General features: G+C 41.2%; 21 protein-coding genes. 10 read left to right on the top strand and 11 right to left on the bottom strand.

The annotated features are described in order from the left end of the window. Window positions 1-79 precede the first annotated feature (79 nt). Window positions 80-1681 carry a CocE/NonD family hydrolase gene (locus F902_RS06125; RefSeq protein ID WP_005202006.1) on the top strand — a complete coding sequence of 534 codons (1602 nt, stop codon included), beginning with the start codon at window positions 80-82 and terminating at the stop codon, window positions 1679-1681. Between the two features lie 34 nt (window positions 1682-1715). Here the strand turns inward: F902_RS06125 and F902_RS06120 are convergent, their stop codons facing one another. From F902_RS06120 to rlmE, 6 genes are all read right to left on the bottom strand, one after another. Then, window positions 1716-2030 (bottom strand): DUF5713 family protein, encoded by a 315-nt coding sequence (locus F902_RS06120; RefSeq protein WP_004801585.1) that lies wholly within the window; start codon window positions 2028-2030, stop codon window positions 1716-1718. 109 nt (window positions 2031-2139) lie between these two features. After that, window positions 2140-3780, bottom strand: a complete 1641-nt coding sequence (locus F902_RS06115) for a vWA domain-containing protein (protein WP_005202005.1) — start codon at window positions 3778-3780, stop codon at window positions 2140-2142. A gap of 150 nt (window positions 3781-3930) precedes the next feature. Continuing rightward, window positions 3931-4689 carry an SIMPL domain-containing protein gene (locus F902_RS06110; RefSeq protein WP_005202004.1) on the bottom strand — a complete coding sequence of 253 codons (759 nt, stop codon included), beginning with the start codon at window positions 4687-4689 and terminating at the stop codon, window positions 3931-3933. 93 nt (window positions 4690-4782) lie between these two features. Then, window positions 4783-5634 carry a dihydropteroate synthase gene (gene folP, locus F902_RS06105; RefSeq protein WP_005202003.1) on the bottom strand — a complete coding sequence of 284 codons (852 nt, stop codon included), beginning with the start codon at window positions 5632-5634 and terminating at the stop codon, window positions 4783-4785. Window positions 5635-5770: 136 nt separating this feature from the next. Beyond that, window positions 5771-7666 carry an ATP-dependent zinc metalloprotease FtsH gene (gene ftsH, locus F902_RS06100; RefSeq protein ID WP_004801591.1) on the bottom strand — a complete coding sequence of 632 codons (1896 nt, stop codon included), beginning with the start codon at window positions 7664-7666 and terminating at the stop codon, window positions 5771-5773. Window positions 7667-7802: 136 nt separating this feature from the next. After that, window positions 7803-8453 (bottom strand): 23S rRNA (uridine(2552)-2'-O)-methyltransferase RlmE, encoded by a 651-nt coding sequence (gene rlmE / locus F902_RS06095; protein WP_005202002.1) that lies wholly within the window; start codon window positions 8451-8453, stop codon window positions 7803-7805. 228 nt (window positions 8454-8681) lie between these two features. On the opposite strand from rlmE, the gene yhbY reads away from it, so the two are divergent. Beyond that, complete coding sequence (gene yhbY, locus F902_RS06090) at window positions 8682-9008, top strand: ribosome assembly RNA-binding protein YhbY (RefSeq protein WP_005202001.1); 327 nt, start codon at window positions 8682-8684, stop codon at window positions 9006-9008. A gap of 5 nt (window positions 9009-9013) precedes the next feature. Further along, window positions 9014-9550 carry a DOMON-like domain-containing protein gene (locus F902_RS06085; RefSeq protein ID WP_005202000.1) on the top strand — a complete coding sequence of 179 codons (537 nt, stop codon included), beginning with the start codon at window positions 9014-9016 and terminating at the stop codon, window positions 9548-9550. 55 nt (window positions 9551-9605) lie between these two features. Here F902_RS06085 and F902_RS06080 read toward each other — a convergent pair whose 3' ends face one another. Then, the gene (locus tag F902_RS06080; RefSeq protein ID WP_004801599.1) at window positions 9606-10184 is read right to left on the bottom strand and encodes a hypothetical protein; all 579 of its coding nucleotides are present in this window, start codon (window positions 10182-10184) and stop codon (window positions 9606-9608) included. Window positions 10185-10545: 361 nt separating this feature from the next. Here F902_RS06080 and carA point away from each other — a divergent pair, with 361 nt between their 5' ends. The 6 genes from carA to F902_RS06050 all read left to right on the top strand — a co-directional run bounded on the left by carA (window position 10546) and on the right by F902_RS06050 (window position 17171). Then, a complete protein-coding gene (carA, locus tag F902_RS06075) occupies window positions 10546-11685 on the top strand; it encodes a glutamine-hydrolyzing carbamoyl-phosphate synthase small subunit (RefSeq protein WP_005201999.1) in 1140 nt (379 codons plus the stop codon). A gap of 14 nt (window positions 11686-11699) precedes the next feature. Next, entirely contained in the window at window positions 11700-14933 is a 3234-nt protein-coding gene (gene carB / locus F902_RS06070) for a carbamoyl-phosphate synthase large subunit (protein ID WP_005201998.1), read from the top strand. 92 nt (window positions 14934-15025) lie between these two features. Further along, window positions 15026-15502, top strand: a complete 477-nt coding sequence (gene greA / locus F902_RS06065) for a transcription elongation factor GreA (RefSeq protein ID WP_004651928.1) — start codon at window positions 15026-15028, stop codon at window positions 15500-15502. Window positions 15503-15602: 100 nt separating this feature from the next. Further along, on the top strand, window positions 15603-15818 hold the full coding sequence (locus F902_RS06060) for a hypothetical protein (protein ID WP_005201997.1): 216 nt from the start codon (window positions 15603-15605) through the stop codon (window positions 15816-15818). 60 nt (window positions 15819-15878) lie between these two features. Then, entirely contained in the window at window positions 15879-16499 is a 621-nt protein-coding gene (locus tag F902_RS06055) for a CatB-related O-acetyltransferase (RefSeq protein ID WP_005201994.1), read from the top strand. A 234-nt stretch (window positions 16500-16733) separates the two neighbouring features. Next, window positions 16734-17171, top strand: coding sequence for a universal stress protein (locus tag F902_RS06050; protein ID WP_005201993.1), 438 nt, complete (start codon window positions 16734-16736; stop codon window positions 17169-17171). Window positions 17172-17253: 82 nt separating this feature from the next. On the opposite strand, the gene F902_RS06045 is transcribed toward F902_RS06050, so the two are convergent. Further along, window positions 17254-17574 (bottom strand): MGMT family protein, encoded by a 321-nt coding sequence (locus F902_RS06045; protein WP_005201991.1) that lies wholly within the window; start codon window positions 17572-17574, stop codon window positions 17254-17256. Window positions 17575-17664: 90 nt separating this feature from the next. Here F902_RS06045 and F902_RS06040 point away from each other — a divergent pair, with 90 nt between their 5' ends. Beyond that, complete coding sequence (locus F902_RS06040; RefSeq protein WP_005201989.1) at window positions 17665-18390, top strand: zinc metalloprotease; 726 nt, start codon at window positions 17665-17667, stop codon at window positions 18388-18390. Here F902_RS06040 and F902_RS06035 read toward each other — a convergent pair. The 3 genes from F902_RS06035 to F902_RS06025 form a co-directional block, all read right to left on the bottom strand. Continuing rightward, a complete protein-coding gene (locus tag F902_RS06035; RefSeq protein WP_005201987.1) occupies window positions 18387-20123 on the bottom strand; it encodes a CapA family protein in 1737 nt (578 codons plus the stop codon). The genes F902_RS06040 and F902_RS06035 overlap by 4 nt on opposite strands. A gap of 11 nt (window positions 20124-20134) precedes the next feature. Continuing rightward, a complete protein-coding gene (locus F902_RS06030) occupies window positions 20135-21808 on the bottom strand; it encodes a hypothetical protein (protein ID WP_005201985.1) in 1674 nt (557 codons plus the stop codon). A 117-nt stretch (window positions 21809-21925) separates the two neighbouring features. Then, the coding region (locus F902_RS06025; protein WP_005201983.1) for a beta strand repeat-containing protein at window positions 21926-26038 on the bottom strand (4113 nt) is incomplete at its 5' end.

Genomic DNA, 26038 nt, shown 5'->3' with positions numbered 1-26038 from the left:
TATCTATTGATCGGCTCAAGTACACTGTCCCAACGCTCTGCGTGACATCTCAAAGATTTGTTCAAGGATGAAATAATCGATGCGTTCTTACGTTTTATGGCTTTGCTGTAGTCTGGTATTGGTGTTACAGGGTTGTGTACATGCGACGACACAGCCCAATTCAATAACGCTTAAAACCACAGAACTCAAGCAGCGCTATTATCAAGCTAAAACCACTGCAGCTGATGGCACGGTACTCGCATTTACCGTGTATCAACCGCATTTAACATCGGATCAAACCGCCCCTTTGCTCTTACATACGCATGGCTTTGGTCTGTCTCGAATGAAACGGCCTGAACTCAGTTTATATGGCTTTCTTTTGCCAACAGGCCAAGTGGCAAAAACCGCTTGGCAGAATGGTTATTGGGTGATTAGCTATGACCAGCGTGGACATGGAGACAGTCAGGGAAAAATTCGTCTGACTGATCCAGAAAAAGAAGCACAAGATGTCATCACCATGATGAACTGGGCAGAAAAAAACCTGCCGCAACTAACCAAAAATCAAAACGGCGTCCGTACCGGTATGATTGGTGAGTCCTATGCCGGTGGTGTGCAGTATCTAGCTTCAGCTTTAGATCCACGTTTACAGGCGATTGTACCAATTACCACGTGGTATGACATTGTGCATAGCCTCGCCCCCAATGGCGTGCCTAAAAGTAACTGGATTGCTTTCCTCAATCTAATAGGCGACTGGTGGAATTGGAATAAATTTGATCCTGAATTGAAACAGGCCTATCTGGATACGCAGCAAGGTCAATTAAAGCAATCGACTTATGATTTTCTCAACACCCATCAAGCCAGCTGGTTTTGCAGTCATAATCAAGCCCCTCAGGCAGATGCCTTAATTATTCAAGGCTTCAGAGATGTGCTCTTCCCTTTTAATGAAGGGATTAAAGCAGCACAATGTATCCAACAGGCGCAACATGAAGTGCATTTGATTGGGGTACAAGGCGGCCATTTACAGCCCTTTACCCAGCACTCTCCCTTAGGCAGTACCCCTTTTTGGTATATTGGCAAATCGGTTCGCTGTGGCAATCAACAGCAGTACAATCTACAAAAAACCATTTTGACTTGGTTTAACCAGAAGCTAAAAGATCAACCACCAGCCGAATCATTACCTGAATTATGTGTCGATCAAAGTCCTGTCAATCATTTTGCCGATCTTAAACCTGTAACCAGCTACGATCTGAAAAAAACATGGATCGCACCGACAGCAAGCCAAGCGGTATTTATACCGATTCACACAGCACAGCAATCAGCATCGATGGCAGGTTCGCCAGTTATTTCCTTAAATATGGAAACAACGCCTGAATATGCAGATGCAACCTTATTTATCTCAGTTGCGATCAAATCAAAGATCACAGGGAAATATACGATTTTAAATGATCAAAGTGTGCCGTTTAATCCAGCCAAGAAAGCAAGCTATGATCAGATTCGATTAGGTTTAACGGATCAGAACAGCAAAACACCAAGCATCGAATTACCGAGTGTGTATGGACAACTCAATCAGGGAGATACGCTAGGCTTATTGATCAATAGCGAAAGTCTGTATTATCAAAAAATACAACAGCCCAAAATTGAAGCATGGATTTCAGGGCAAATTGTGTTACCAAAACTTTGGCATGGAGCAGCTGCGAATTAATTGTTGTTATTATAAAAACCAACGAGAGTGAAATTTACCACTCTCGATTGGCAATCAATTCTTCCATTTCAACATCTAGGTAGCCGACATCTTGCACCACCATCATCATCGCTTCAGCAATATAATCTGCGGCGGTGTCATCCAAGCTTGATTCCAAATCTTCAAACTGCGGCTTCATTTCGTTAATTTCAATCATGGTCTGATGTGCATAACGATAGATTTCCGTTTCAGACAGATCGGTACGACTGACCTTTTTTGAAAACTGCTGGATATGCTGTTTCACTTCGGCAACGAGAATATCGGGATAATATTCATCGTCAAACATGGGGAGGAGTAAATTTTCAAACATAAAAAATAATATGCCAATAAAACGCCATGCTTATAACATAATTTAGCCAAAATCACGATATTAAGTCATAAAAAAAGCGGTTTTTTCTAACCGCTTTTTAAAACAATGTTTAATCTTTTTTCGCGCTCAAGCTTTTGGCAATCTTCGCAAGTTCGACAAACTCCTCACGCATTTGATAGGGATCAGGCTTGGCAGATTGTTGTGCCAACTGAATAATTTGATCCCAGCCCATGGCTCCGTTATATTGCCCACCTTTTAGTTGCTGCGCATAGGAAGCCACTGCGATCGCAAAACGGGTATCGTTATTGGCCTGTGCAAGGGTTTTACTTTCAGCTTTCACCGCTTGATTGAGCAAAATACTTTTTTCTTGGTTTGGTAATTTATAGCGCAGGTTGACAAAAGCATATTCAGACTTTTTTGCTGTATCTGTTTTCGAAGATTCCTGATAACGTGAATCATTGAGCCAACCTTGCTGACCAACTGGAATGATTTCATAAATTGCTGTGACATTATGGCCTGCCCCAATATCGCCGGCATCAACTTTATCATTATTGAAATCTTCCTGCTTTAGCATCCGATTTTCATAACCGACTAGGCGATATTCTTTCACCGTTGCAGGGTTAAATTCCACCTGAATTTTGACATCCTGAGCAACGGTTGCTAATGTCGAGGAAAGCTGACGCTGTACTACTTTTTTCGCTTCATTTTTATTATCGATATAGCTGTAGTTTCCATCCCCAGCATCTGCCAGTTGCTCCATCAGCTGCTCATTATAGTTACCTGTACCAAAACCTAAAGTCGTTAACGAGATCCCGCTTTTTCGTTTCTGCGCTACCATACCTTTTAAGGTATTGAAGTCAGTGATGCCCACATTAAAGTCACCATCTGTCGCCAATAGAATTCGGTTAATGCCGTTTTTCATCAAAGCTTTTTCAGCTTGTTTATAAGCCAGTTGAATCGCTTGTTCACCTGCGGTTGCCCCGCTTGCCTGCAAAGCGTTAATCACAGCTAAAATCTTGTCTTTTTCATTTCCAGATGTAGGCTCTAAAACCAGTTTTTCACCGCTAGCATAAGTAATAATAGTGACTTTGTCTTGAGGACGTAATTGCTCGGTGAGTAAACGCAGGGTTTGTTTGACTAAAGGTAACTTATCAGGCGCATCCATACTCCCTGAGACATCCACCAAAAATACCAGATTGGCTGGAGGTAATTGTTTAGTAGTGAGATCTTTAGCTTGAATACCAATTTTAATCAGCTTGGCATTTTCCTTCCAAGGCGAATCTACTGTTTCAGTACTAACTGAAAATGGATGAATACTATTCGGCTGTGGATATTGATAATCAAAGTAATTGATCATCTCCTCAGCACGAACCGCATCAACAGGTGGCAAACGACCATCATTCAAAAAACGGCGGGTATTGGTATAACTGCCCGTATCCACATCAATACTAAAAGTTGAAACAGCTTGATCCGCCACGCGATGAACCGGATTGACCTCATTTTTTTGGTATTTTTCAGTATTCTGCTCTAACCGTGGTCTCTCCATCGTTGGCATCACTGCAATATAAGATGCAGGTGCAATCATTTTACGCGTCTGAGCCAAGCCTTGATTTGACTGGGTAATCGGTGACGGCGATACAGGCATCGTTGTTTCAATCATCACTTGGTCATTGTGTTTGACAGGACTACTACAAGCCATGATCATGCAACTGAGCAAACTCAGTGTTAATATTTTTGTGGATTGGTGCATGCTTAAATTCCTAAATTCTATTTTGTCTTTTCAAATGAAGGTGATATTCAAAGATTGTATGCAAAAAAAGAAAGATACATGGTATTTGTATGTATCTTTCCTTCGATCTATTTAATTTAAAGGAGCTTGGTTTAATTCAAGACTGAAACGTTATTCAATCGCATAATTGATGGTGACCACCACGCGGGCAATTTTATTAATGGTGGCTTTGTCATAAGCGCCCCCATAATCACTGTCATCGTCAGAACCGCTTTCAGGCAGGATATAAAATGCACCTTGGCTGGCTGAACGCATCATCCCGACCTTTACCCCACCGACTTTGGCAAACTCATTGGCTCGGCTATAGGCATTTTTGGTGGCATTGGCAATCAAGGACATTTTGATTTCTTCTAAATTCGACACTAGATATTCAGGTTTTTGTTCAATCGAAATGCCTTTTTCATCCAGTAAATAAGCATCTTTTGCCGCCTGTTCTATTTTCTTGATATCTCGACTGCTGATCACCAAAGACTGCAAGGCAATATAGCCTTTAAACTCCCGCTTGGTACGCCCTTCACTTGTATCGACTTCCTCATAATAAGAATCAGAACGTTTATTTCCGAGTTGCATATCTGCGGCTTTAAAACCATGTTCAACAAAGAAGGCCTGTAATGCTTTCATTTGTTGATCAAGTAATTGATAGGCTTCTGGAATCGTGTCAGAAGTGTGGTTGGTTTGTAAGTTGATTTCCCATCGTGCAGAATCTGCTTGAATCGGCTTTTCAGCTAAGCCTTTGACTGTAATTGAATTTTTTGTGCTATTAAACTGCTTAAGCGCATAACCCATTACACCAGCAGAAACAATAAAACCAAGACTCAGAATCAGGGCAAACACCCATAAACTTTTATATGTGATTGTTTTATTTTCCATTTTTAATATTACTCATCTTCATTATATATTTGTTATATTTAATCTGATTCAGCAAGTCAATAGAGCCCTTGGGCTCTACTGATGGATACAAGCTTAATGATTTTGCATCCTGTTCCAGACTTTAATCGCATCGCTGGTGGCTTTAACATCATGCGCCCGAACAATACTTGCCCCCTGCTGAATACTCAACAGATGCCCCATTACACTCCCCACAGCACGTTCCTGTGCAGGCACACCATCTAAGGCTTCACCAATAAAACGTTTCCGTGATAAGCCTGATAAGATCGGATAACCCATTCGATTAAGCTTCCAGAACTCACTCAGTAATTGAAAGTTTTGCTGTGCATTTTTAGCAAAACCAAAACCTGGGTCGATAATAATATTTTCTTTTCTCACCCCAACTGCAATCGCTTGATCTAAGCGTTGTTGTAGCTCGTAAATTACCTCTTCGGTCACATCCTGATATTGATCCAACTGGTTCATATTGGTGGGTTCACCGCGCATATGCATCAACACCACAGGGATATTTAATTCTGCAGCCGTTTCTAAGGCCTGAGGCCGAGTCAATGCACGGACATCATTCCAGATATGCGCTCCAGCCTGAACGGCTGCACGCATCACTTCTGGCTGACTGGTGTCAATTGAGATGATCACATCGTATTTAGATAATGCTTCAACCACAGGAATCACACGACGAATTTCTTCTTCCAATGCAACTGCTGAAGCATTCGGACGAGTCGACTCGCCACCGATATCAATAATGCTGGCACCATCTTGCATCATCTGCAATGCATGTTGAATAGCTTGGTCTTTTTGATGATGTTGCCCACCATCACTAAATGAATCAGGCGTGACATTTAAAATCCCCATCACTTGGGGTTGGGAGAGGTCTAAGCTAAAACGGCCACACTGTAACTGACATTGTGATAAGGGCATCAACTGCATGATCAAGACTCTTCCTACTTTGACAGGCTTATTTTAACAAGACCGCCTCTAGAACGTTGATGATTTATTTTCAGTTTAGGCCAAAATTGAGACAAAAAAAGAGCGACCGAAGTCGCTCTTTTTATTTTATCTTTGATTAGCCCATTGCTGGTAATGGTGGTGGAGTAGATGGACCATCTTTCGGCGGTTCAAATGCAGCCACTGGATTTTCAGCAACATAAACTTTAGGTGGTTGCGGCTCACGACCTTCCATGATGTCACGGATTTGGTCACGATCGATTGTTTCCCAATCCATCAACGCTTTCACCATTGCATGAGCGATATCTTTGTTATTTTCCAAGATGTCACGTGCAACTTTATATTGTTCATCTAAGATACGACGTACTTCTTCATCAACTTTTTGTTGAGTTGCTTCAGAAATCGTACGGCTACCCACATTACCGAAGAAACCATTTTGGTTTTCATCTTCATATACCATCACACCAAGGCGATCTGACATACCGTACTTAGTTACCATTGCACGTGCCATTTTGGTTGCACGTTCAAAGTCGTTCGATGCACCTGTCGACATTTGGTTAATGAATACTTCTTCTGCAATACGACCACCAAACAAGATAGAAAGTTCATTCAACATCTTATCTTTATAGTGGCTGGTCTGATCTTGTTCAGGCAACTGCCAAGTCACACCCAATGCCCAACCGCGAGGCATGATCGTCACTTTATGCACAGGGTCTGTACCTGGCAAAATTTCAGCAACAATCGCATGGCCAGCTTCATGGTAAGCCGTCGCACGACGTTCTTCTTCACGAATCACCATCGATTTACGTTCTGGGCCCATGTAGATCTTGTCTTTTGCATCTTCAAAGTCATGCATATCTACCGTGTTTTTATTACGGCGAGCAGCAAACAATGCAGCTTCATTGACTAAGTTTGCAAGTTGCGCACCTGAGAATCCTGGCGTACCACGTGCAAGAACTTTAAGATCGACACCTGTAACAGAAGGAAGTTTCTTCAAGTGAACATTCAAAATTTGTTCACGACCACGAATGTCTGGTAAACCCACCATTACTTGACGGTCAAAACGGCCTGGACGAAGCAATGCTTTATCCAATACATCAACACGGTTGGTTGCAGCAATAACGATAACGCCTTCATTGCCTTCAAAACCGTCCATTTCAACAAGCATCTGGTTCAGGGTCTGTTCACGCTCATCATGACCACCACCTGTACCCGAACCACGATGACGACCAACTGCATCAATCTCATCAATAAAGATGATACATGGCGCATGGCGTTTTGCTTGCTCGAACATGTCACGGACACGAGATGCACCGACACCAACAAACATTTCAACGAAGTCAGAACCAGAGATACTAAAGAATGGAACCTTAGCTTCGCCAGCAATGGCTTTCGCCAATAATGTTTTACCAGTACCTGGAGGACCAACCATCAGTACACCACGTGGAATGGTTGCACCAAGGCGTTTGAATTTAGCAGGGTCTTTTAAGAAATCAACGATTTCAACCACTTCTTGTTTTGCTTCGTCACAGCCTGCAACATCACTAAATGTTAACTTGATTTGATCTTCAGATAACATTTTTGCTTTTGACTTACCAAAACTCATAGGACCGTTTTTGCCACCTGCACCACCGCCCATATTACGCATGAAGAACATGAATAATAAGATGATGAGCAATACAGGGAAACTCGCAATGAGAAGTTGCATCAAAATGCCTTGACGTTGTGGCGCTGTGCCTTCAACAACTACATTTTGTTTATTCAAGCTTGGTAGCAACTCAGTGTCTTCTACTTGAGGACGAACCGTCTCAAAGGCAGAGCCATTGGTTTTTTCACCATTAATATTTAAACCGTCAATTGTGACTTGTTTAATTTGCCCAGCATTCACCGCTGCAACGAAATCAGAATATTTCATCGCTGCAGGCTTATTGCGGTCACTGACGTTGCTAAAAATCAAAATCAGAACACCGAGTATGATGAGCCACAATACGGCATTCTTGAAGTAATCGCTCAAGGCTTTATTCCCATATCAATCTAATTTGATCATACCTAATCTTGGCTGACCTTCACAAAAACAGCAATGAATTTGCGTTGCAAAAAACTTAAAAGGTACAAAATGCACAATTTTTAACAACTTGGCAAGTACACTTTTATTGCAATGCCTTTTTACGACCTTGACCAATCAAAAAAACTTCTTTCGATCGAGCACGTGAAGCCGCAGGTTTGGCTGTTTTTAATACATCAAAACCATCGACCACTTGTTTTCTGAACTCATCAAATCCTGAACCTTGGAACACTTTAACAAGAAACTGTCCGTTGGGTCCGAGTACTTTCTGAGCAAAATCCAAAGCCAATTCACATAAGTAAATTTGACGAGGTTGATCAACAGCCCTATTACCTGATGTATTGGGGGCCATATCTGAAATTACAACGTCTACTTGACGCCCATTTAAAATATTTAACAATTTTTCGAAAACTTCTTCCTCGCGGAAGTCACCTTGCAAGAAGGTCACATCTGGAAGAGCATCCATTGCCAGAATATCTGAAGCAATCACTAGACCTTTTGAGCCGACCAATTTACCTGCAATTTGCGACCAACTACCTGGTGCCGCGCCTAAGTCGACAACCGTCATCCCAGGTTTGATCATTTTATATTTTTCTTGGATTTCAAGTAACTTATATGCCGCGCGTGCGCGATAACCTTCCTTTTGTGCTTTCTTCACAAAATGGTCATCTAAGTGCTCTCGCATCCACACACGACTGCTTTTAGACAATTTTTGATTGGTAATGCGTGTCGCCATAACTCACTAAATTTCAAAAAACTTCTGATGAGTCATTGTACGTGAAAATTACTCTCATTACAGTACGGATGTACTTCATTCACACGAACTTTTACAGATTTTTTTCGATCATCATCATTGGATATTTCAGCAATTTTCACATATTTGTTTCAAGTGCCTGCCTTCTGAATCTATCTTAGAATCGGGATGCAAGTTATACTAGGTCGTTTTTCCAATCAGGTATTTTTAATGGCGGCTTTATCTATCCTTGAACGTAAACGTTTACGTCAAATTGGTCATGCACTTAATCCAGTAGTAATGGTTGGTGGCCAAGGTCTTACAGAAAACGTCATTGAAGAAACAAATCGTGCGCTGAATGATCATGAACTCATTAAAGTCAAAATTGCAGGTGAAGATCGTGACGCACGTGCAGCAGTGATTGACGCGATTATTGAAGCAACTGGTGCAGAATCTGTACAGAAAATTGGTAAAATTGTTTTGCTCTATAAAAAAGCAGCGAAACAAAACCAACACCTGTCTAACTTGGTTCGTTTTGCTCATTTAAATAATAAGTAATTACGATGGCAAGTTATGAACTGTCTGCCTTTGATCGCTTTAGTGCCATTACGGTCGTTGGAGCAATTGAACAACAAACACCAGCAACCTTAAATGTTGGTTTTTGGGTTCGTGACCCAAATCAATTTCTGATTTACCCAAATCAAGTCACAGCACATCCACGTCAAGACTTTTTATGGGAACACACTTGCTTTGAAATTTTTGTCGGCGTGAAAGATCAAGATTTCTATCGGGAAATTAATCTATCACCTTCTCAGGCTTGGCAAGTTTATCAATTTGAAGAATATCGTTTTCCTGAAAATATGCCGCCGATTGCAGCATATGACATTGAATTGAATCATTTACAGCGCACTCATTATGGCTTAAATGTCAGTTTAGATTTGTCACAATTTATGCGCGAGCATGAATTAAAATGGGCTGACATATATCTTGGTTTGACTGCTGTTCTGGAAACTACGCAAGGTATGCAGTATTTTGCGATGCAACACAGTAGTCCTCAAGCTGACTTTCATAACAAACGTGATTGGTTACATCAGTTTTAAATTTAAAAATAAAAAAAGCGAGAAAAATTCTCGCTTTTTTTATGCCTGCAATTAATTAGCTAGCACGTACTTTATTCCAAGCTTCAACCGCTTGTTCTTTAGTGCGTTTAAAGCTACCCACCAACGTATCTTTGTGCTTCACTGAAATCTGGCTAATGTCATCTTTCAGTTCTTTGCTTACCTTGGTCAGGTCTTCAATCAATGCATTTAATTCAATTTTCAATGCATTTTTAAGTTCAAGTAAGTTACCTTGCGATGAATTAAGTTGAGTCTTAATCACTTCAATACGCTCTAGAAGATCTTGCTTGATTTGAGTCAGCTGGTTTTGAATGTTTTGATTCAATTCTTTCGCTTCAGCCTCAATTTTTTCTTGAGTTTCAGCTAACGCTTCTTTCACTTGGCCTTGGGTCTCAGCGATCACTTCTTTCGCTTGCTCTTGAGTTTCCGCAATCACTTCTTTTGCCTTCGCTGTTTTTTCTGCAACGACTTCTTTCGCTTTTGCAGTTTTTTCAGCAACCACTTCTTTGACTTCAGCAGTCTTTTCAGCAACAGCTTCTTTCGCTTTCGTGGTTTTTTCAACTACAGCAGTTTTTACTTCTTCAGCAGTTGCAGGTGTCGTTTGATTCTCAGCCATTTTGATTACCCTCTTTATTGATTGTTGATTTTTTGGCTAGATATAAGATAAAACGGCCACATCCCAAACACAAAAAAAATTGTCTGACAATTTGCATAATATCTCATGATATCGATAGAAGGATGATTGATTTTGCAATAGACACTGCCCAGCGAATGCTTATAAAAGAAATTGGGAAATTCTGACTTTAATAAATAAAACACATAGACTTTTCACGGACTCATGCGTATAATGCGCTGTTAAGTTACAAGCGAGCAGACTGGAAGGAGGGGCATGTTTTTTTAAAGACGGCCTGCCTTTTTTTATGTCTTCTCGCTTTTTTACAGCCCTATTTTTGTGGTCTTAGTTCAGGAGCTTTGGTTTGAGCACCCCCGCCATTTTAGCCCTCGCAGATGGAACGATCTTTAAAGGAACGTCTATCGGTGCATCGGGTAGTACGACTGGTGAAGTCGTTTTTAACACTGCCATGACTGGTTATCAAGAAATTTTGACCGACCCAAGCTACGCACAACAAATTGTGACGTTGACTTATCCTCATATTGGAAATACTGGCTGTAATAGTGAAGACGTTGAATCAGGTCGCATCCATAAAGTATGGGCGAATGGTTTAATTATTCGTGATCTGCCTTTATTACATAGTAATTTCCGTGCTGAACAATCACTGAGTGAATATTTAGAACAACATAATGTTGTTGCGATTGCTGATATTGATACGCGTAAATTGACTCGTATTCTACGTGACAAAGGTGCACAAAATGGTTGCATCCTTGCTGGCGAAAATATTACAGAAGAAGAAGCAATTGCAAAAGCACGTGCATTTGGTGGTTTAAACGGTTTAGATCTTGCGAAAGAATGCTGTGATCCAACAGGTTTTGAATGGACTGAAGGCTCTTGGACTTTGGGCGAAGGTTTCACTCAACCAGAATTAAAATTTCATGTTGTTGCATACGATTATGGTGTCAAAACCAACATCTTACGTATGCTTGCAGACCGTGGTTGTAAATTGACTGTTGTTCCTGCACAAACCCCAGCTGAAAAAGTGCTCGCACTCAATCCAGATGGCGTGTTCTTATCAAATGGTCCTGGTGATCCAGCAGCATGTGATTATGCAATTGAAGCAGTGAAAACCATTGTTGATACAACCAATCTACCTGTATTCGGTATTTGCTTGGGTCACCAAATTTTGGCTCTCGCTTCTGGCGCGAAAACCATGAAAATGAATCATGGTCACCACGGCGCTAACCATCCTGTACAAAACCTTGAGAAAGGTACAGTGATGATTACTTCTCAAAACCACGGCTTTGCTGTTGACGAGAGTACTTTACCTGCAAACTTAAAAGTGACACATCGCTCACTGTTTGATGGTACAAACCAAGGTATTCATCGCACTGACAAACCAGCATTCAGTTTTCAGGGTCACCCTGAAGCCAGCCCTGGTCCACATGACTGTGCCCCATTGTTCGATCATTTCATCGAACTTATCGAAGCAGCTAAGAAGTAATTACGGAGCGAATAATGCCTAAACGTACGGATATTAAAAGCATCTTAATTATTGGTGCTGGTCCTATTGTCATTGGTCAAGCCTGCGAATTTGACTATTCTGGTGCGCAAGCATGTAAAGCGCTTCGTGAAGAAGGTTATCGCGTTATTTTGGTAAACTCTAACCCAGCGACCATTATGACTGACCCTGCAATGGCGGATGCGACCTATATTGAGCCAATCACTTGGCAGACAGTTGCACAAATCATTGAAAAAGAGCGTCCAGATGCAGTCCTTCCAACAATGGGTGGTCAAACTGCATTGAACTGTGCCCTTGCCTTAGACGAGCACGGCGTTCTTGAAAAATATAATGTAGAACTGATTGGCGCATCAAAAGAAGCGATTGAAAAAGCAGAAGACCGTAAACTGTTTGATATCGCAATGCGTAAAATTGGTTTGGAATGTCCAAAAGCTGCTATTGCTGAAACAATGGAAGAAGCTTTGGCGATCCAAGCGGGCTTCGGTTTCCCAGTCATCATTCGTCCATCATTCACGATGGGTGGTTCTGGTGGTGGTATCGCTTATAACCGCGAAGAATTCCTTGAAATCTGTGAACGTGGTTTCGACCTCTCTCCTACTCACCAATTATTGATTGATGAATCATTGATTGGTTGGAAAGAATACGAGATGGAAGTTGTTCGTGACAAAAACGACAACTGTATCATCGTCTGTGCAATCGAAAACTTCGACCCAATGGGCGTTCACACAGGTGACTCAATCACGGTTGCACCTGCTCAAACATTGACTGACAAAGAATATCAATTGATGCGTAATGCCTCTGTTGCAGTTCTTCGTGAAATCGGTGTAGAGACTGGTGGTTCGAACGTTCAATTCGGTATTAACCCGAAAGACGGTCGTATGGTTGTGATCGAGATGAACCCACGTGTTTCTCGCTCATCTGCACTTGCGTCTAAAGCAACAGGTTTTCCGATCGCGAAAATCGCAGCGAAACTTGCGGTCGGTTATACCCTTGATGAATTGAAAAATGACATCACTGGCGGTATTACACCAGCATCTTTCGAACCATCGATTGACTATGTTGTCACTAAGATTCCACGTTTTAACTTCGAAAAATTCCCACAAGCTGAGCCAGTACTAACGACTCAGATGAAATCTGTGGGCGAAGTGATGGCAATTGGTCGTAACTTCCAAGAATCAGTACAAAAAGCACTTCGTGGTTTAGAAGTAGGCGTTAGTGGCTTTGATGAAAAAGTTGAAGCTGGTACAGCCAATGCCAAAGACATCATCCTAAAAGAGCTTAAAGTTCCTGGTCCAGAGCGTATCTGGTACGTTGCGGATGCATTCCGTCATGGTTTCTCATTAGACGACGTATTCGAAGCAACCAAGATCGACCGTTGGTTCTTGATCCAAATCGAAGACATCATTAAAACTGAAGCACAAGTGAAGACTTTAGGCTTTGGTGACTTAAACGCTGACAATATCCGTTCATTCAAGCGCAAAGGTTTATCTGACCTGCGTATTGCTGGCTTGATGGGTATTTCACAAAAACAATTCCGTAAGCAACGTTGGAACTTGGGTGTCTATCCAGTTTACAAACGTGTTGACACCTGTGCAGCCGAGTTTGAATCGGGTACTGCTTACATGTATTCAACTTACGATGAAGAATGTGAAGCGAATCCATCTAACCGTGACAAGATCATGGTGATTGGTGGTGGTCCAAACCGTATTGGTCAAGGGATCGAGTTTGACTACTGCTGTGTACACGCTGCGCTTGCAATGCGTGAAGACGGTTATGAAACGATCATGGTGAACTGTAACCCTGAAACGGTTTCAACCGACTATGACACATCTGACCGTTTATACTTCGAGCCTGTAACACTTGAAGATGTACTTGAAATCGTACGTACCGAGAAGCCTAAAGGCGTGATCGTACAGTACGGTGGTCAAACACCTTTGAAATTGGCACGTGCTTTGGAAGAAGCAGGTACACCAATCATTGGTACATCTCCTGATGCAATTGACCGTGCAGAAGACCGTGAACGTTTCCAGCAAATGATTCAACGTCTACAGCTTCGTCAACCAAACAACAGCATCGTAAAATCTGCTGAAGAAGGTATTTCAGAAGCGGCTAAAGTGGGTTATCCACTGGTTGTTCGCCCATCTTATGTATTGGGTGGTCGTGCAATGGAAATCGTCTATAACGAAGAAGAGCTTAAACGTTACCTTCGTGAAGCTGTACAAGCATCGAATGAAGCCCCTGTCCTGCTTGACCGTTTCCTTGACGATGCAACTGAAGTTGACGTGGACTGCGTATCTGATGGTAAAGACGTTGTGATCGGCGGTATCATGCAGCACATTGAACAAGCCGGTATTCACTCAGGTGACTCAGCATGTTCGATTCCTCCGTACTCGCTTTCTCAAGAAGTTCAGGATGAGATGCGTCGTCAAACTGTTGCAATGGCAAAAGAACTTGGCGTTATCGGTTTGATGAACGTTCAGTTTGCTGTTAAAGGCAACGACATTTATGTCCTTGAAGTGAACCCACGTGCATCACGTACCGTTCCTTTCGTATCTAAATGTATTGGTGACTCTTTAGCAAAAGTTGCGGCACGTTGTATGGCGGGTCAATCATTGGAATCACAAGGTTTCACTCAAGAAATCATTCCAACACATTTTGCGGTTAAAGAAGCAGTATTCCCATTCGCTAAATTCCCTGGCGTAGATCCAATGCTTGGGCCTGAGATGAAATCTACAGGTGAAGTGATGGGCGTTGGTAAAACATTTGGTGAAGCATTCTATAAAGCAGTGCTTGGTTCGAATGAACGTTTACCTGGCTTACCAACTGAAGGCGAAGTGAAACATGCATTCTTATCTGTTCGTGAATCAGATAAGAAATACATTGCTGACATTGCAAAACAGTTAATCGCTTATGGCTTTAAGCTTGTTGCAACCAATGGTACACATCGCGTTCTGAAAGAAGCAGGAATTGAATGTGAAGCAGTCAATAAAGTGACCGAAGGTCGCCCACATATTGTTGACCGCTTGAAAAATGGTGAAATTCATCTTATTGTCAACACAACTGAAGGCAAACAAGCTCAGTATGACTCTGCCATGATTCGTCGTGCTGCCCTACAAGGCAAGGTGTATTACACTACGACAATTAACGGTGCAGAAGCAGTTTGCCAAGCATTTGCTGTGAAATTGCCAATGGATGTATACCGCTTGCAAGATTTACAAACTGTAGGTTAATTCTCTACCGATAAAGTCCCGTCACCTTATCGGTGGCGGGCTTTTTCTTTTTTTAATCCTGTATTTTCCCAACCAATTTAGAGGGGACCAGAATGCAACGTTATCCTATGACTCCCGAAGGCAAGGTTGCCTTAGAGAAAGAATTACAACAGCTCAAGACAGTGGATCGCCCACGTATTATCCAAGCGATTGCTGAAGCTCGTGAACATGGTGATTTAAAGGAAAATGCTGAATATCATGCTGCGCGTGAACAGCAAGGTTTCTGCGAAGGTCGTATTCAGGATATCGAAGGTAAACTGGGCGCAGTACAAGAAATTGATGTCAAAACACTTGAGCAAAATGGCCGTGTTGTCTTTGGCGTGACTGTAACGATTGAAAATCTTGATACCGAAGAACGTAAGACTTATAAAATCGTCGGTGATGATGAAGCAGATTTTAAAATCAATAAAATCTCAGTGAACTCACCGATTGCACGTGGTCTTCTAGGTAAAAACGAAGGCGACGAAGCAAAAATTCAAACACCGCAAGGTGAAGTTGAATACGAAATCGTGAGTGTGGAATATATCTAATTTATCCACCTGATTAAGTGATTAAAGAACTCTTCATTATTTGCAGAGTTCTTTTGTTTCAGGCATTCTATTTCTAAATACAATAACAATGAGATAAAGAATGCAAGATCGACTCATAAGTGCATTTATGTATGCAATTGCAGGAATTATTCTGGGTATTGGGATTGCCATCACATGGGGGTTTCATGTGAATTCTACGACCAGCTCTGCGCTCATTATTTTGAATACAGCTCTACTTTGTGCAGTTATAGGCTTTGTATTTCCCAATCAAATTCAACGTTTGTTTACTTGGCTTTGGAAATTTTTCTCCAACTAGCACTCTCTCCAGATATAAAAGCTATAATGCCACGGCTTTCTTTTAATATTTTGTCTAGATATGGATCCATTAATCAACTCTCCTGTTAAACACTGGTGCGAGTTCGAATTTATTGCTAAAACGGTGAAAAATCCCAATATCCATATCAAAGGGAATTACTCCTATTATTCAGCTTACTGGGATCAGGGTTTTGAACGCTGTGTGGTGCGCTATCTACATGACAAAGCCTCAACCCCTGAAAAGCCAATCGATCAGCTGCATATCGGTAACTTTGTCTGCTTTGGCGCGGAATGCGTGATTATGATGGGTGGCAACCAATTGCACCGCCCTGACTGGATCTCAACCTTCCCTTTTGATACACGTAGCTTTGAACCTGCAGGCAATACTGTCATTGCTGATGGTTGCTGGATTGGCAGCCGAGCCATGATCATGCAAGGGGTCAAATTGGGTGAAGGTTCGGTGGTTGCAACAGGTGCTGTAGTCACGCAAGATGTACCACCCTATGCAATTGTCGGTGGTGTCCCAGCCAAAGTCATCAAATACCGCTTTCCTGAACAAGACATTGAAAAACTGCTTTCCCTTAAACTTTATGACTTAGATGAAAAGCAGATTTTAAAAATGCGTGAGCAGTTGCAGACGGATAATATAGAAGCCCTTCGCCAATACTTCGAGCAAAGTTAATCTGAATTTTCACAGATAAATCAGGGTTATACCCATGTTCTTTTTTGTAGAAATTTCATGTAATTTAAATAAAATCAGCACTTAACCATAATCCTATAAATAATAACTATCCCTATAAAAATGCTAGGTTTTATTTATCTCCAAAGAGGTTTACTATAACAATATAGCTTGTAATTTAAACAATTTTTAAATACCTAATTCAATGCAAAATCATAAGTATAAGGAGTAACCAACATGGCTTATCAAAAAATCTTAGTGGCGATTGATGACTCTAAAATTGCGGCAAATGTCATTCGAGAAGCAGCTCAACTCGCAAAGGCTTTAAACAGTGAAATCACGGTTGCTGAAGTAATGACCTTAGATCCCTATCTCGCCGATGCCTATGTGCGTATGGGACAAAGCAATGATTTGATTGAACGTGTCAGAGGCTATGTTCAAGAGAATTTAAAGAAAGCTGAGCAAAAGTTTGAAGAACATGGGCTTACCGTCGCCACTCAAGTCTTAGAAGGCTTTTCAGTCCATCAGGAAATTATTGGTGCGGCGCAAAACCTAGGTGCAGATTTGATTATTATGGGTTCACATGGGCGTACAGGTTTTAAACAATTTGTACTAGGTAGTGTGGCACAGAAAGTTTTAGCGGAAAGTCATATTCCAGTATTGATTGTCCGCTAAACAATTAAAAGTCTAAGAACGTATAATTTTTATTGGTTGAATTGTTCAATAAGTGATTATGCGTTCTGAACTTAACTCCTGATTAAGGCTGCCAGCCAAAGACTTTTAAACTCACCTTGCCATTTAATAAATATACCCCTTCTGCTTCTAATAAACTTTGCTGAACATTTTCACCTTTCTCATTGATTCGAGTCACACTGATTTTTCCTTGTGAATTAATCACACGATACCAAGGAATCTCACTATCTTTATCTAAATGCTTAAGTACATAACCCACTAAACGCGGATGTTTAGGTAAACCGGCCAACTTGGCAATTTGTCCATAACTTGCCACTTTTCCAAAAGGAATCAAGGCAATCACTTCTAAAATTTGTCGATGTAGTTCATTGGTATCTTGCACCATACAAGCTCCAAAAATCTGCTAAGATAATCAAAATCATGCGAAAAGCTGGCTTTACAATAATTAAAACGCGACCATTTGAGAGAACAAAAAATGCGGTTAAAAATCACTGCCCTGACACTATTATGTCTGATCTTTAGTGCATCTTGTACCACTCAAAAAGCTCCGATAAAAAAATTACCCTATCAATATCCGCTAGATGCCGACCATTTACCTGTGGTCAATGTCAGCTTTATTGTGACCAGCAATCGCCCAGAAGTAAAAGCCCTAGATCGTAAAGCACAAATGTATAAAGAACTGGCAATCTTGAACCAATACTTTGTCGATGAAAATAATCAAAAAATCTTTAAGTTTAAAATTCATCGTTATTATTCCTATCAAGATTTTAGTAAACGCAAATGTGATCTCGCCAACCAATTAAGCCAAGCGAAAGCGATTGTTCCAGACAAACTGCCAAGTGCGGTCAGAACTTGCTTCCCTCGCCGAAAGAGCAAAGAAGTACTGTTTATTATTTATGATTCTTATGGCGAAAAATTAAAAGATGCTGATATCACCAGTTGGGGATTCCGCAATCAAGGACAACCATTTATTTTGATTGATTGGCAACGGCTGAATTACCAAACTCAAGCTGCCAGTATCCATGAAATGGGACACGCCTTCGGTCTCAGCCATGTTTGTTCACCTAAAGCGACCAAAACCACACCGACCAACATTATGAGCAGTTATGATTGTCGCTTAGGCAGTGGAGGCTTACGTAATTTGGGATTTAACAAAGAACAACTGAACATCATGCTCAACAATTACAACCAATATCCTTAAAATTTGAACTGCAGATAATGACCTAAATCATCCTGCCCCACACTGTAATTTGCTGGATCTAATTGATGGGTCAATAATGATTTTGCCTGTTCAAATTGCAGTTCATCGACAATACGCGGTTGCCAAAAGGTTTTCTGATTATGGGTATAAATCGGATAGAGTTTTAATCGGGATTCTTTTAAATTGATGCGTACCACAGCCCCGTAGGGTAAGGCCTGATATTTTTCAAAATGACCATTGCTATTAAATACCCCATTGCCAATGCCAAAGATGACCAGCTTTTGATGAATGGATTGAATTGATTGCAGGGTATGAGCACCATGGCCAATCACTACATCAGCCCCAATCTGAGTCAGGACCTTGGCCAGTTTTTCTTGCTCAGGATGGATCGATTTAAAATCCACACCCCAATGACAGATCACCATAATTTTATGGGTTGGATGCGCTAAGCGGTATTGCATCAGTTGTTCGAATAAAATCGCATTGAGACAGGCTACCCCAGCACTGTTACCGAGTGCATAAAAATCATACTCCTGATAGGCAGCTCTTCTATGCCAATAGCCATTAAAAATAGCCAGACATTGCCCCTGATCATTTTTAATTTCTAGACCTTGATGTGCCTGTTGTTGATTCTCACCTGCCCCAATAAAATCAATATTGCTACGCTCTAACTGAGTTAAAGTATGTTTTAGACTGGCTTCACCATAGTCTTTTAAATGGTTATTGGCCAAGCACGCTGTATTGATATGAATGCGTTTAAATTCTGCCAAGGTTGGCTCAGACTGCGCACCAAGGATATAGTCTTTTCTTCCCGCTAAAATTGAATTTTCTTCAAGATTAAAAACTGCTTCTAAATTGGCAATATTAATATCATCTGGGCCAAAAAAATCTTTGATCGCTTCAAAAGAATGACGATAACCATAACGTTGTAAAGCATCCTCTATGCCTTTGTTTTTTCTTTTTTCGGTATAAAACTCCCCAAAATAGGTATCGCCAAGAATATTGATCCATTCAGTTTTGGCTTGCAGCTGTTTAGTTGGCAATAGCCCTTGTTGAAAATAATGATAATACGGGGCTAAATGATCAATTCGATGGAGCTGATCTAACAGTAGAAAAATACCTAAGCTCTGATTTTCATGACGATAAGAAAAAAAGCAGTCTCGACGTTGATCTGTCAAATAAATCACTGCATCCAGTTGTGTACAGCTTGATAATGAATGGATCGGAACAATCTCCTGTCCATTAATATTCAGTGCTTTGACAAAAACCTGCTTCAGCAATTCAATCGGCAGATTAAAGATGGATTCCGCCAAACCATAGAGTTTTTGCAAGATATTTTGGGTCACAGCAGATTGATGCTGAATGTTCAATCCAAACTGCTCTGCCTTACTGGCGATTTCAATTTCTGCCTGTTGCCAATTTTCAAACAGGAGGCAACCAAGCAACTGTTGGGCAAACTGGTTTTGAGTAAAGCTGAGATATTGCAATAACTGTAAAACGGAATTGCTTGAATTCCAGATCAAATCAGGCTGATCACTTTGCTTCGCTTGGAAATTCGCATCAATAATTATCCCATCTTCAAGTAATAACCGACCTTCAACCACCGCCTCTAAAGCTAAATATAATAGAATCCAAGCTGAACAATCCCCTGCAATTTTTGTCTGCCAAACAGGATATTGAAAGTCTTGATTGCCCATCTGGCTGATGATTTTGATTTCTTGAGGTGTACTCATTGATTCCATCCTCAAGCTTCCGTTTCAAAATGCTGAACATAAGCAACATAACCAGAAAGATTATGTTCTTGGTCATCAATCCGTACACGAAAACGATCATGCCGTACATAGAAGGCATTCAATACTTTATCTGGCCGTGCCATATACATGGCCATTTCTGGATAGAAAAATCCTGTTCGTTGAAACTCAGCGCGAAACTCAATCAGCTTTTTTAGATCATCAAACTGTGCCTTTTCGAACAAATGTCCTAAACCGAGTGCTCGAAGTCGAAGAACCATTTGATAAGCTGCCATCATCATTTCCAACAAAGTGGCATAGGCTGTTTTACGGTTACGGATAAATACCAGATGCCTTAAATAATTATTCAGGCCAAACTGGAAATATTTTTCTTCGGGGCAAATTTTGGTCAACTCATTGCTGCAGTAGCTGAGCCAGTGATCATGATAACGATCATATTTTTTTTCAATGAATCGTTCAAACATGCATTTGACGGTTTGCAGTAATTTTTGCTCTGCATGAAGTTGATAAAGACGTAATAAGGCTAACGCAGCTTCACCATCATAATAAATGATGCGGAATTTTTCTTTAATCTCATAACTTGGGTAATGCAGTACATGTGTGGTTTCACCTGCGTCATTGACCATCGATAAAATGCCATTGGCTAAGGCCTGTGCGTAAACCAGATAGCGATCATCACCTGTGATTTCTTGATATTTGCTGAGCATTAAAATCGCTGCAGCATTGGCCCCTAGCTTAATTTCATCTAGGCCTGTGGCTTCATTACCATCCAGCATATACGCCAATTTCGCCTGTTTCTCGATATAGAAATGCTGCAAAGCATAATCAATCGCCAACTGAATTTTTTCGATAAAAACGTGATGTGATTGAATTGTTAAAGTTTCGAGCAAGGCATACACCGACGTACAATGCCGAACTGTGTTATAGCTTCGGATTTCACGATCATAGGCGGGGAAAAAACCATAAGCGAATCGCCCATCCTGCTGGATTTGCTGATAGAGAAATTGCGCATTCCCTGCAATCATTTTTTTAAAATGCTGCTTTTTCGGTTCCAGTAGATAACGCACACCATTTTCAGTGAACTGACTGTGCAAAGGAATCAACTGCCCTGCCTCATAAATCACAGCATAAGTATCAAAAGTCCAAAGCTGTTGAAGCTGTTCAATTTTAATACTGTGGTGCTGATTCGGATATTTTCTTAAAAGGCTACTATTTAAGTTTTTCTCATCAAGAAAATTAGGGCTGTTATAGCTCAGCGCACGAATAATGGCTTTACCGTATAACTCTTGCTCCAAGAAGCAACAGTTAAAATCTGCATCAAAACTGATTCCTTTACGGTAATGATTATTATGGAATTGGTTTTTTAAAGTCTGTTCAAGGTTTTGCCAACTTTCTTGTTGGATATTAAAAGCAACATCAAATTTCAGAAAGGCAGGAGGTCGTTCAACGACAGCAAGTTGCTGCTCAAGAAAATCAAATAGTTGTTTTTGAATATCAGCAAAATCTGAGCAGGCTGAATTCCAGACTTGGCAACGTTGTGTGTGTTCTCCATAGGAACAGAAAATCACTGCTTTAGACACATCAATTTGCGGCTGTACCTGCTTAAAAAATTGCTCACTCAACAAATGCGTCAATTGTTCAAGTGCCGAAATCGTTGTAATGCTCATATCTTTGGTTTTTAGAATTTTTAAGTGTTTTACACACCATATCACATATTTTTATGATCTTCTCAAAATGAAAAAGAGAACCCGAAGGTTCTCTTTTTTTAAAGTGAAGGCTTTGGATTAGTAAATGATTTGTCCATTATTCAACAAATCATTCAGCGTTAACGGTGCTGTAATATTTGTGAGCTGTAACAATGGAGTTTCGGTATAGGTACCTTCAATCAATACACCACCATCACGGTCTACACTGATCGTTGCAGTTTGTGTACCTGCATCGTAGCTCACCGATACATATTGACCAATGGTTAGACTGTTTTGAGTACCAATCAACAAGTTACTTAAATCAATCTTATCCGCTTGATCATCTGTCGCTGTATTACCAACATGGAAGTCAGTCCAGATGTCTACGCCACCACCTGTTGTATTACCACCTGTTGCATTGGTAACGCTCGCAGCGGTCAATGTATTGTAGATCAAGGTGTCAGAACCATTACCCAATGTGAAGACATCATTTGCAGACGTACTCACCACCAAACTATTCAACTCTTGACTCAAGTTAATCGTCAATGAAGAGGTATATTCACTGCCATCAATCACAGAAACCAACTTGTAATCAATCACATCAGACGTTGCATTTGCAGCACTATCAAATGGTTTGTAGAAGTAAGAACCATCATTGTAGAGATACAATGTACCTTCACCTGTATTCACACCCTGACCAGCAGCTAATTCATAGCTACCTGTTGTTGAGTTAAAGACATGGAGTTGCGTGCCCTCAGCAACATCATTGGTCAATACATTACCTGTAATCCAATCTGTTTGACCGTCTGGTGTGTATTGGTTTAGATGCGTAGCTGTTGTAGTGACAACTGAGTCTAGAGTTACCACGCCTAAGGAAATCAAGCTAGATAAGCTAAAGACCACACGATAAGTTCCTTCTGACAGATGAGGGATATCTGCAGAGAATGCTGGAGCACCCAACACACCAGCTAAAGCCGTCGCCGAACCCGAATATGCAGTATCAACCCAAGACGCGCCAACCAATTGCTGAATTGTATATCCAGTCGTTGGGAAAGCAGACAAGCTTAATGATGCCGTATAATTCAACTGCACATGAACATCACTTACAGTATTAGCAGCAATCACAAATTGGTTAGATGTCACAGTACTGCTCAATACAGGAAGCGGTATTGGGAAACCAGCTAAATTACCGATGGTCACATTACCACTTGTTACATCTACAACAGGATCAGTGACATGCTTCATACTAATGGTTGCATCGTCAGTATCAGCAATAACCGAAGGTGCTGGAAGTGTTGCATCTGCAGAAGGATCTGCGATGTTCCAATTCACATCAACATCAGGTGAACCCACCTGGATATGTAATGTAGCGGTATCGGTTCTACCTGTTACAGGATCTACGACGGTGTAGGTGAAACTATCCACTTTACCAACATTCGCCATATTCGCTGTTGCTTGGTAAGTATAAGTACCATCTGAACCAATTGTTAATGTTCCATATGCACCAACAATCGTTGTTGGAACACCAACAATAACACCTTCAACATTGCCATTTTCTGATGTCACTGATGTCACAACAGTCGTGGTGGTAATATAGTCTGGCGTATAGTTTGGACCATATATCGCTGAGTCACCATCAGCAAGGACATTGCCTGTGATTGGATCAACAACCAATACTGGCGGCTGAGTAATATCACCATGATTCAATGTGATATCCGCAGTGACATTACCTAAAGCAGTCAGAAGTGTATTGCTCTCCATGAACAGCTCATAAGTACCTGCACTCAAGTTATCAACCTTGAATTGAACTTCGGAACCAAAGATACCTAACAGATCAAGTACACCTGTATTGGCACTGTCAGCAATCACTGTACGACTACCGTCTGGATTGACTCGTGTTAATACCACATGTAAGCCATCGACAATCGTTGCCACTGAACCAAAGTTTACAGAGATAATCGCATCAGTAAGATGACCTGGATCTACATCAAATGTCGCTGTACCTTGTTTAGTACCGATCACAATACCGCCAATACCGAGTAACCAGTTATAGCTAATCGCATTATCAAGGACTTCTGTGGTGACAGGATAAACCATGTCAATTTCAGCCGAAGCAACATTATCCATTGCATCCACTGGAACTGGACCTGTAATCACAGCAGGTTGAGATGGATCTGCTGGATTCCATGTCATATCGACACCGTTACTATCCAAGTGAACATAGAGAACCGCTTGTGAAGTATTGCCTGTAACAGGATCGAGTAAGGTATAAGTAAACTGGTCAACCTGTCCAAGATTTAAACCATTCGCATTTGGTGTGTAAGTGTAGTTACCATCTTGATCAATCACCAAGTTACCGTATGTGCCCACAATAGTGGTTGTACCTGTTGCACTTACTGGATCACCATTCACCATTGAGATGACAGCATTGCTGCTCGCAGCATCAACTGCCCCATTAATACCCACATCTTTGATGACATTGCCAGAGATTGGTTCAACAGAATATCCAGCAATAACATATGGATTATAAACATCCATTGTACCTGTTAATGTTCCGCCTAAGCCTACACCCAACAAGCCTTCATAACCGATAAAGGCACGATATTGACCAGCTTCCAAACCTTCAATCACCGCAGTTGCCACCCCACCAATGAGGGATAAATCAACCAATGTTGCTTGTGGATTAGTACCACCAATAGAGACCCACTGTCCTGTTGTTGCATCATATTTTTGAACAACCAGCGAGTAATCACTCAAGAGGTTCGCAGTCAATAATCCGCTGAAAGTAAATGTTGCTGTACCTTCACGATCAGCATCAACATTGAATGCAACAGTGGCATCACCCAGCAATTGTAAATTTAATCCAGCCAGAGAAACAGCAGCGAGATAACTTGCACTTCCAAGGGCTACATCATCAGCAACTAACAATGCTTCTGGATTAATTTCCGCAACAGCAAGGTTATCTGATGCTTTCACTGAACTTAATTGGATGTTCAATGTCGCTTGAGCCGTATCACCCGTTACAGGATCTCTTAAGGTATATACAAACTGATCAGTTTGACCAATCCCTGCCGCAGCTGAGTTCGGTGTGTAGACATATGAACCATCAAGATTAATGACCAAGTTACCGTAGGTACCAATAATCACAGTACCATCTGTTAGCACAGGTTGACCATTCACTGCATTAATCACAGTTGTTGGTGTAACCACATCGACTTGACCACTATCATTAATATCTGAAATCACATTACCAGTGGCTGTTTCTGTATAGAATCCACCGATTTGCGTTGTATCGTAGATATCCATTGTCGCAGTTAAGGTACCAAGTAAGCCGATACCCGCAAGGCCTGTATAGGTCATAAAGGCACGATATTGACCTTCCTCAAGACCGTCTAGAGCTACCCCTGGAGTAGAACCTAATAAAGTCAGTTTAATGATATCCGCTTGACCACCACCATACACTGAAGTCCACTGACCAGTCACTGGATCCAATTTCTGAACCACAAGTGAGTAATCAGCCAGTGCATTCACACCGATGAGTGCGCTATAGGTAAATGTTGCATTACCTTCTTGATTTGCCGCCACACTAAAGCCGATTGCTTCAGAGCCGAGTTGTAAATCAAGCCCTGCAAGTGAAACAAGTGCTAAGTATGTTTTGCTACCAAGTAGTGCATCATCTGAAATCAGCAATGGTTGAGGAGCAAGTACTGCCGTATCAAAATTATCGAATGCAATGATTGAGCTAGAAAGCGTATAGGTTTGTGCGTCTTGAAGCGTACTACTATTACCAGCTATATCTGTAAAGGTTGCTATCGCCTCGATCGTTAAATCTGTATCGGCGGCAAGTTGACTACCTAGAACACCTATGCTCCAAGTACTTGTTAAAGGATCAACCACTGCTGTGTAATTGGTTCCATTTACATTCACTTGAACTGAAGTTATTACTGCATCAGCTGGAATCGTCAAGGTACCAGTCAATGTGACTGTACCTGATACTTCCGCTGCATCGAGAATATTGTCTCCAGTGATTGCATTAATTGCGATTGCAGCAGTCGTGATATCAGGAGGTGTAATATCAATGGTTACTGATGAATCAGCACTATCAATGTTACCTTGAGCATCGACTGCTTCTGCATGGATCGTGATGCTGCCATCTGCTGCAACGGCTATCGCTGCAGTGATGAAGCCATTCACCAAGTCCGCTGCTGTTAC

This window comes from Acinetobacter higginsii, from assembly GCF_000369525.1.
Classification (GTDB): Bacteria; Pseudomonadota; Gammaproteobacteria; order Pseudomonadales; family Moraxellaceae; genus Acinetobacter; species Acinetobacter higginsii.
The sequence above is the reverse complement of the archived record's forward strand: the minus strand, read 5'-3'. Positions and strand labels throughout refer to the sequence as shown.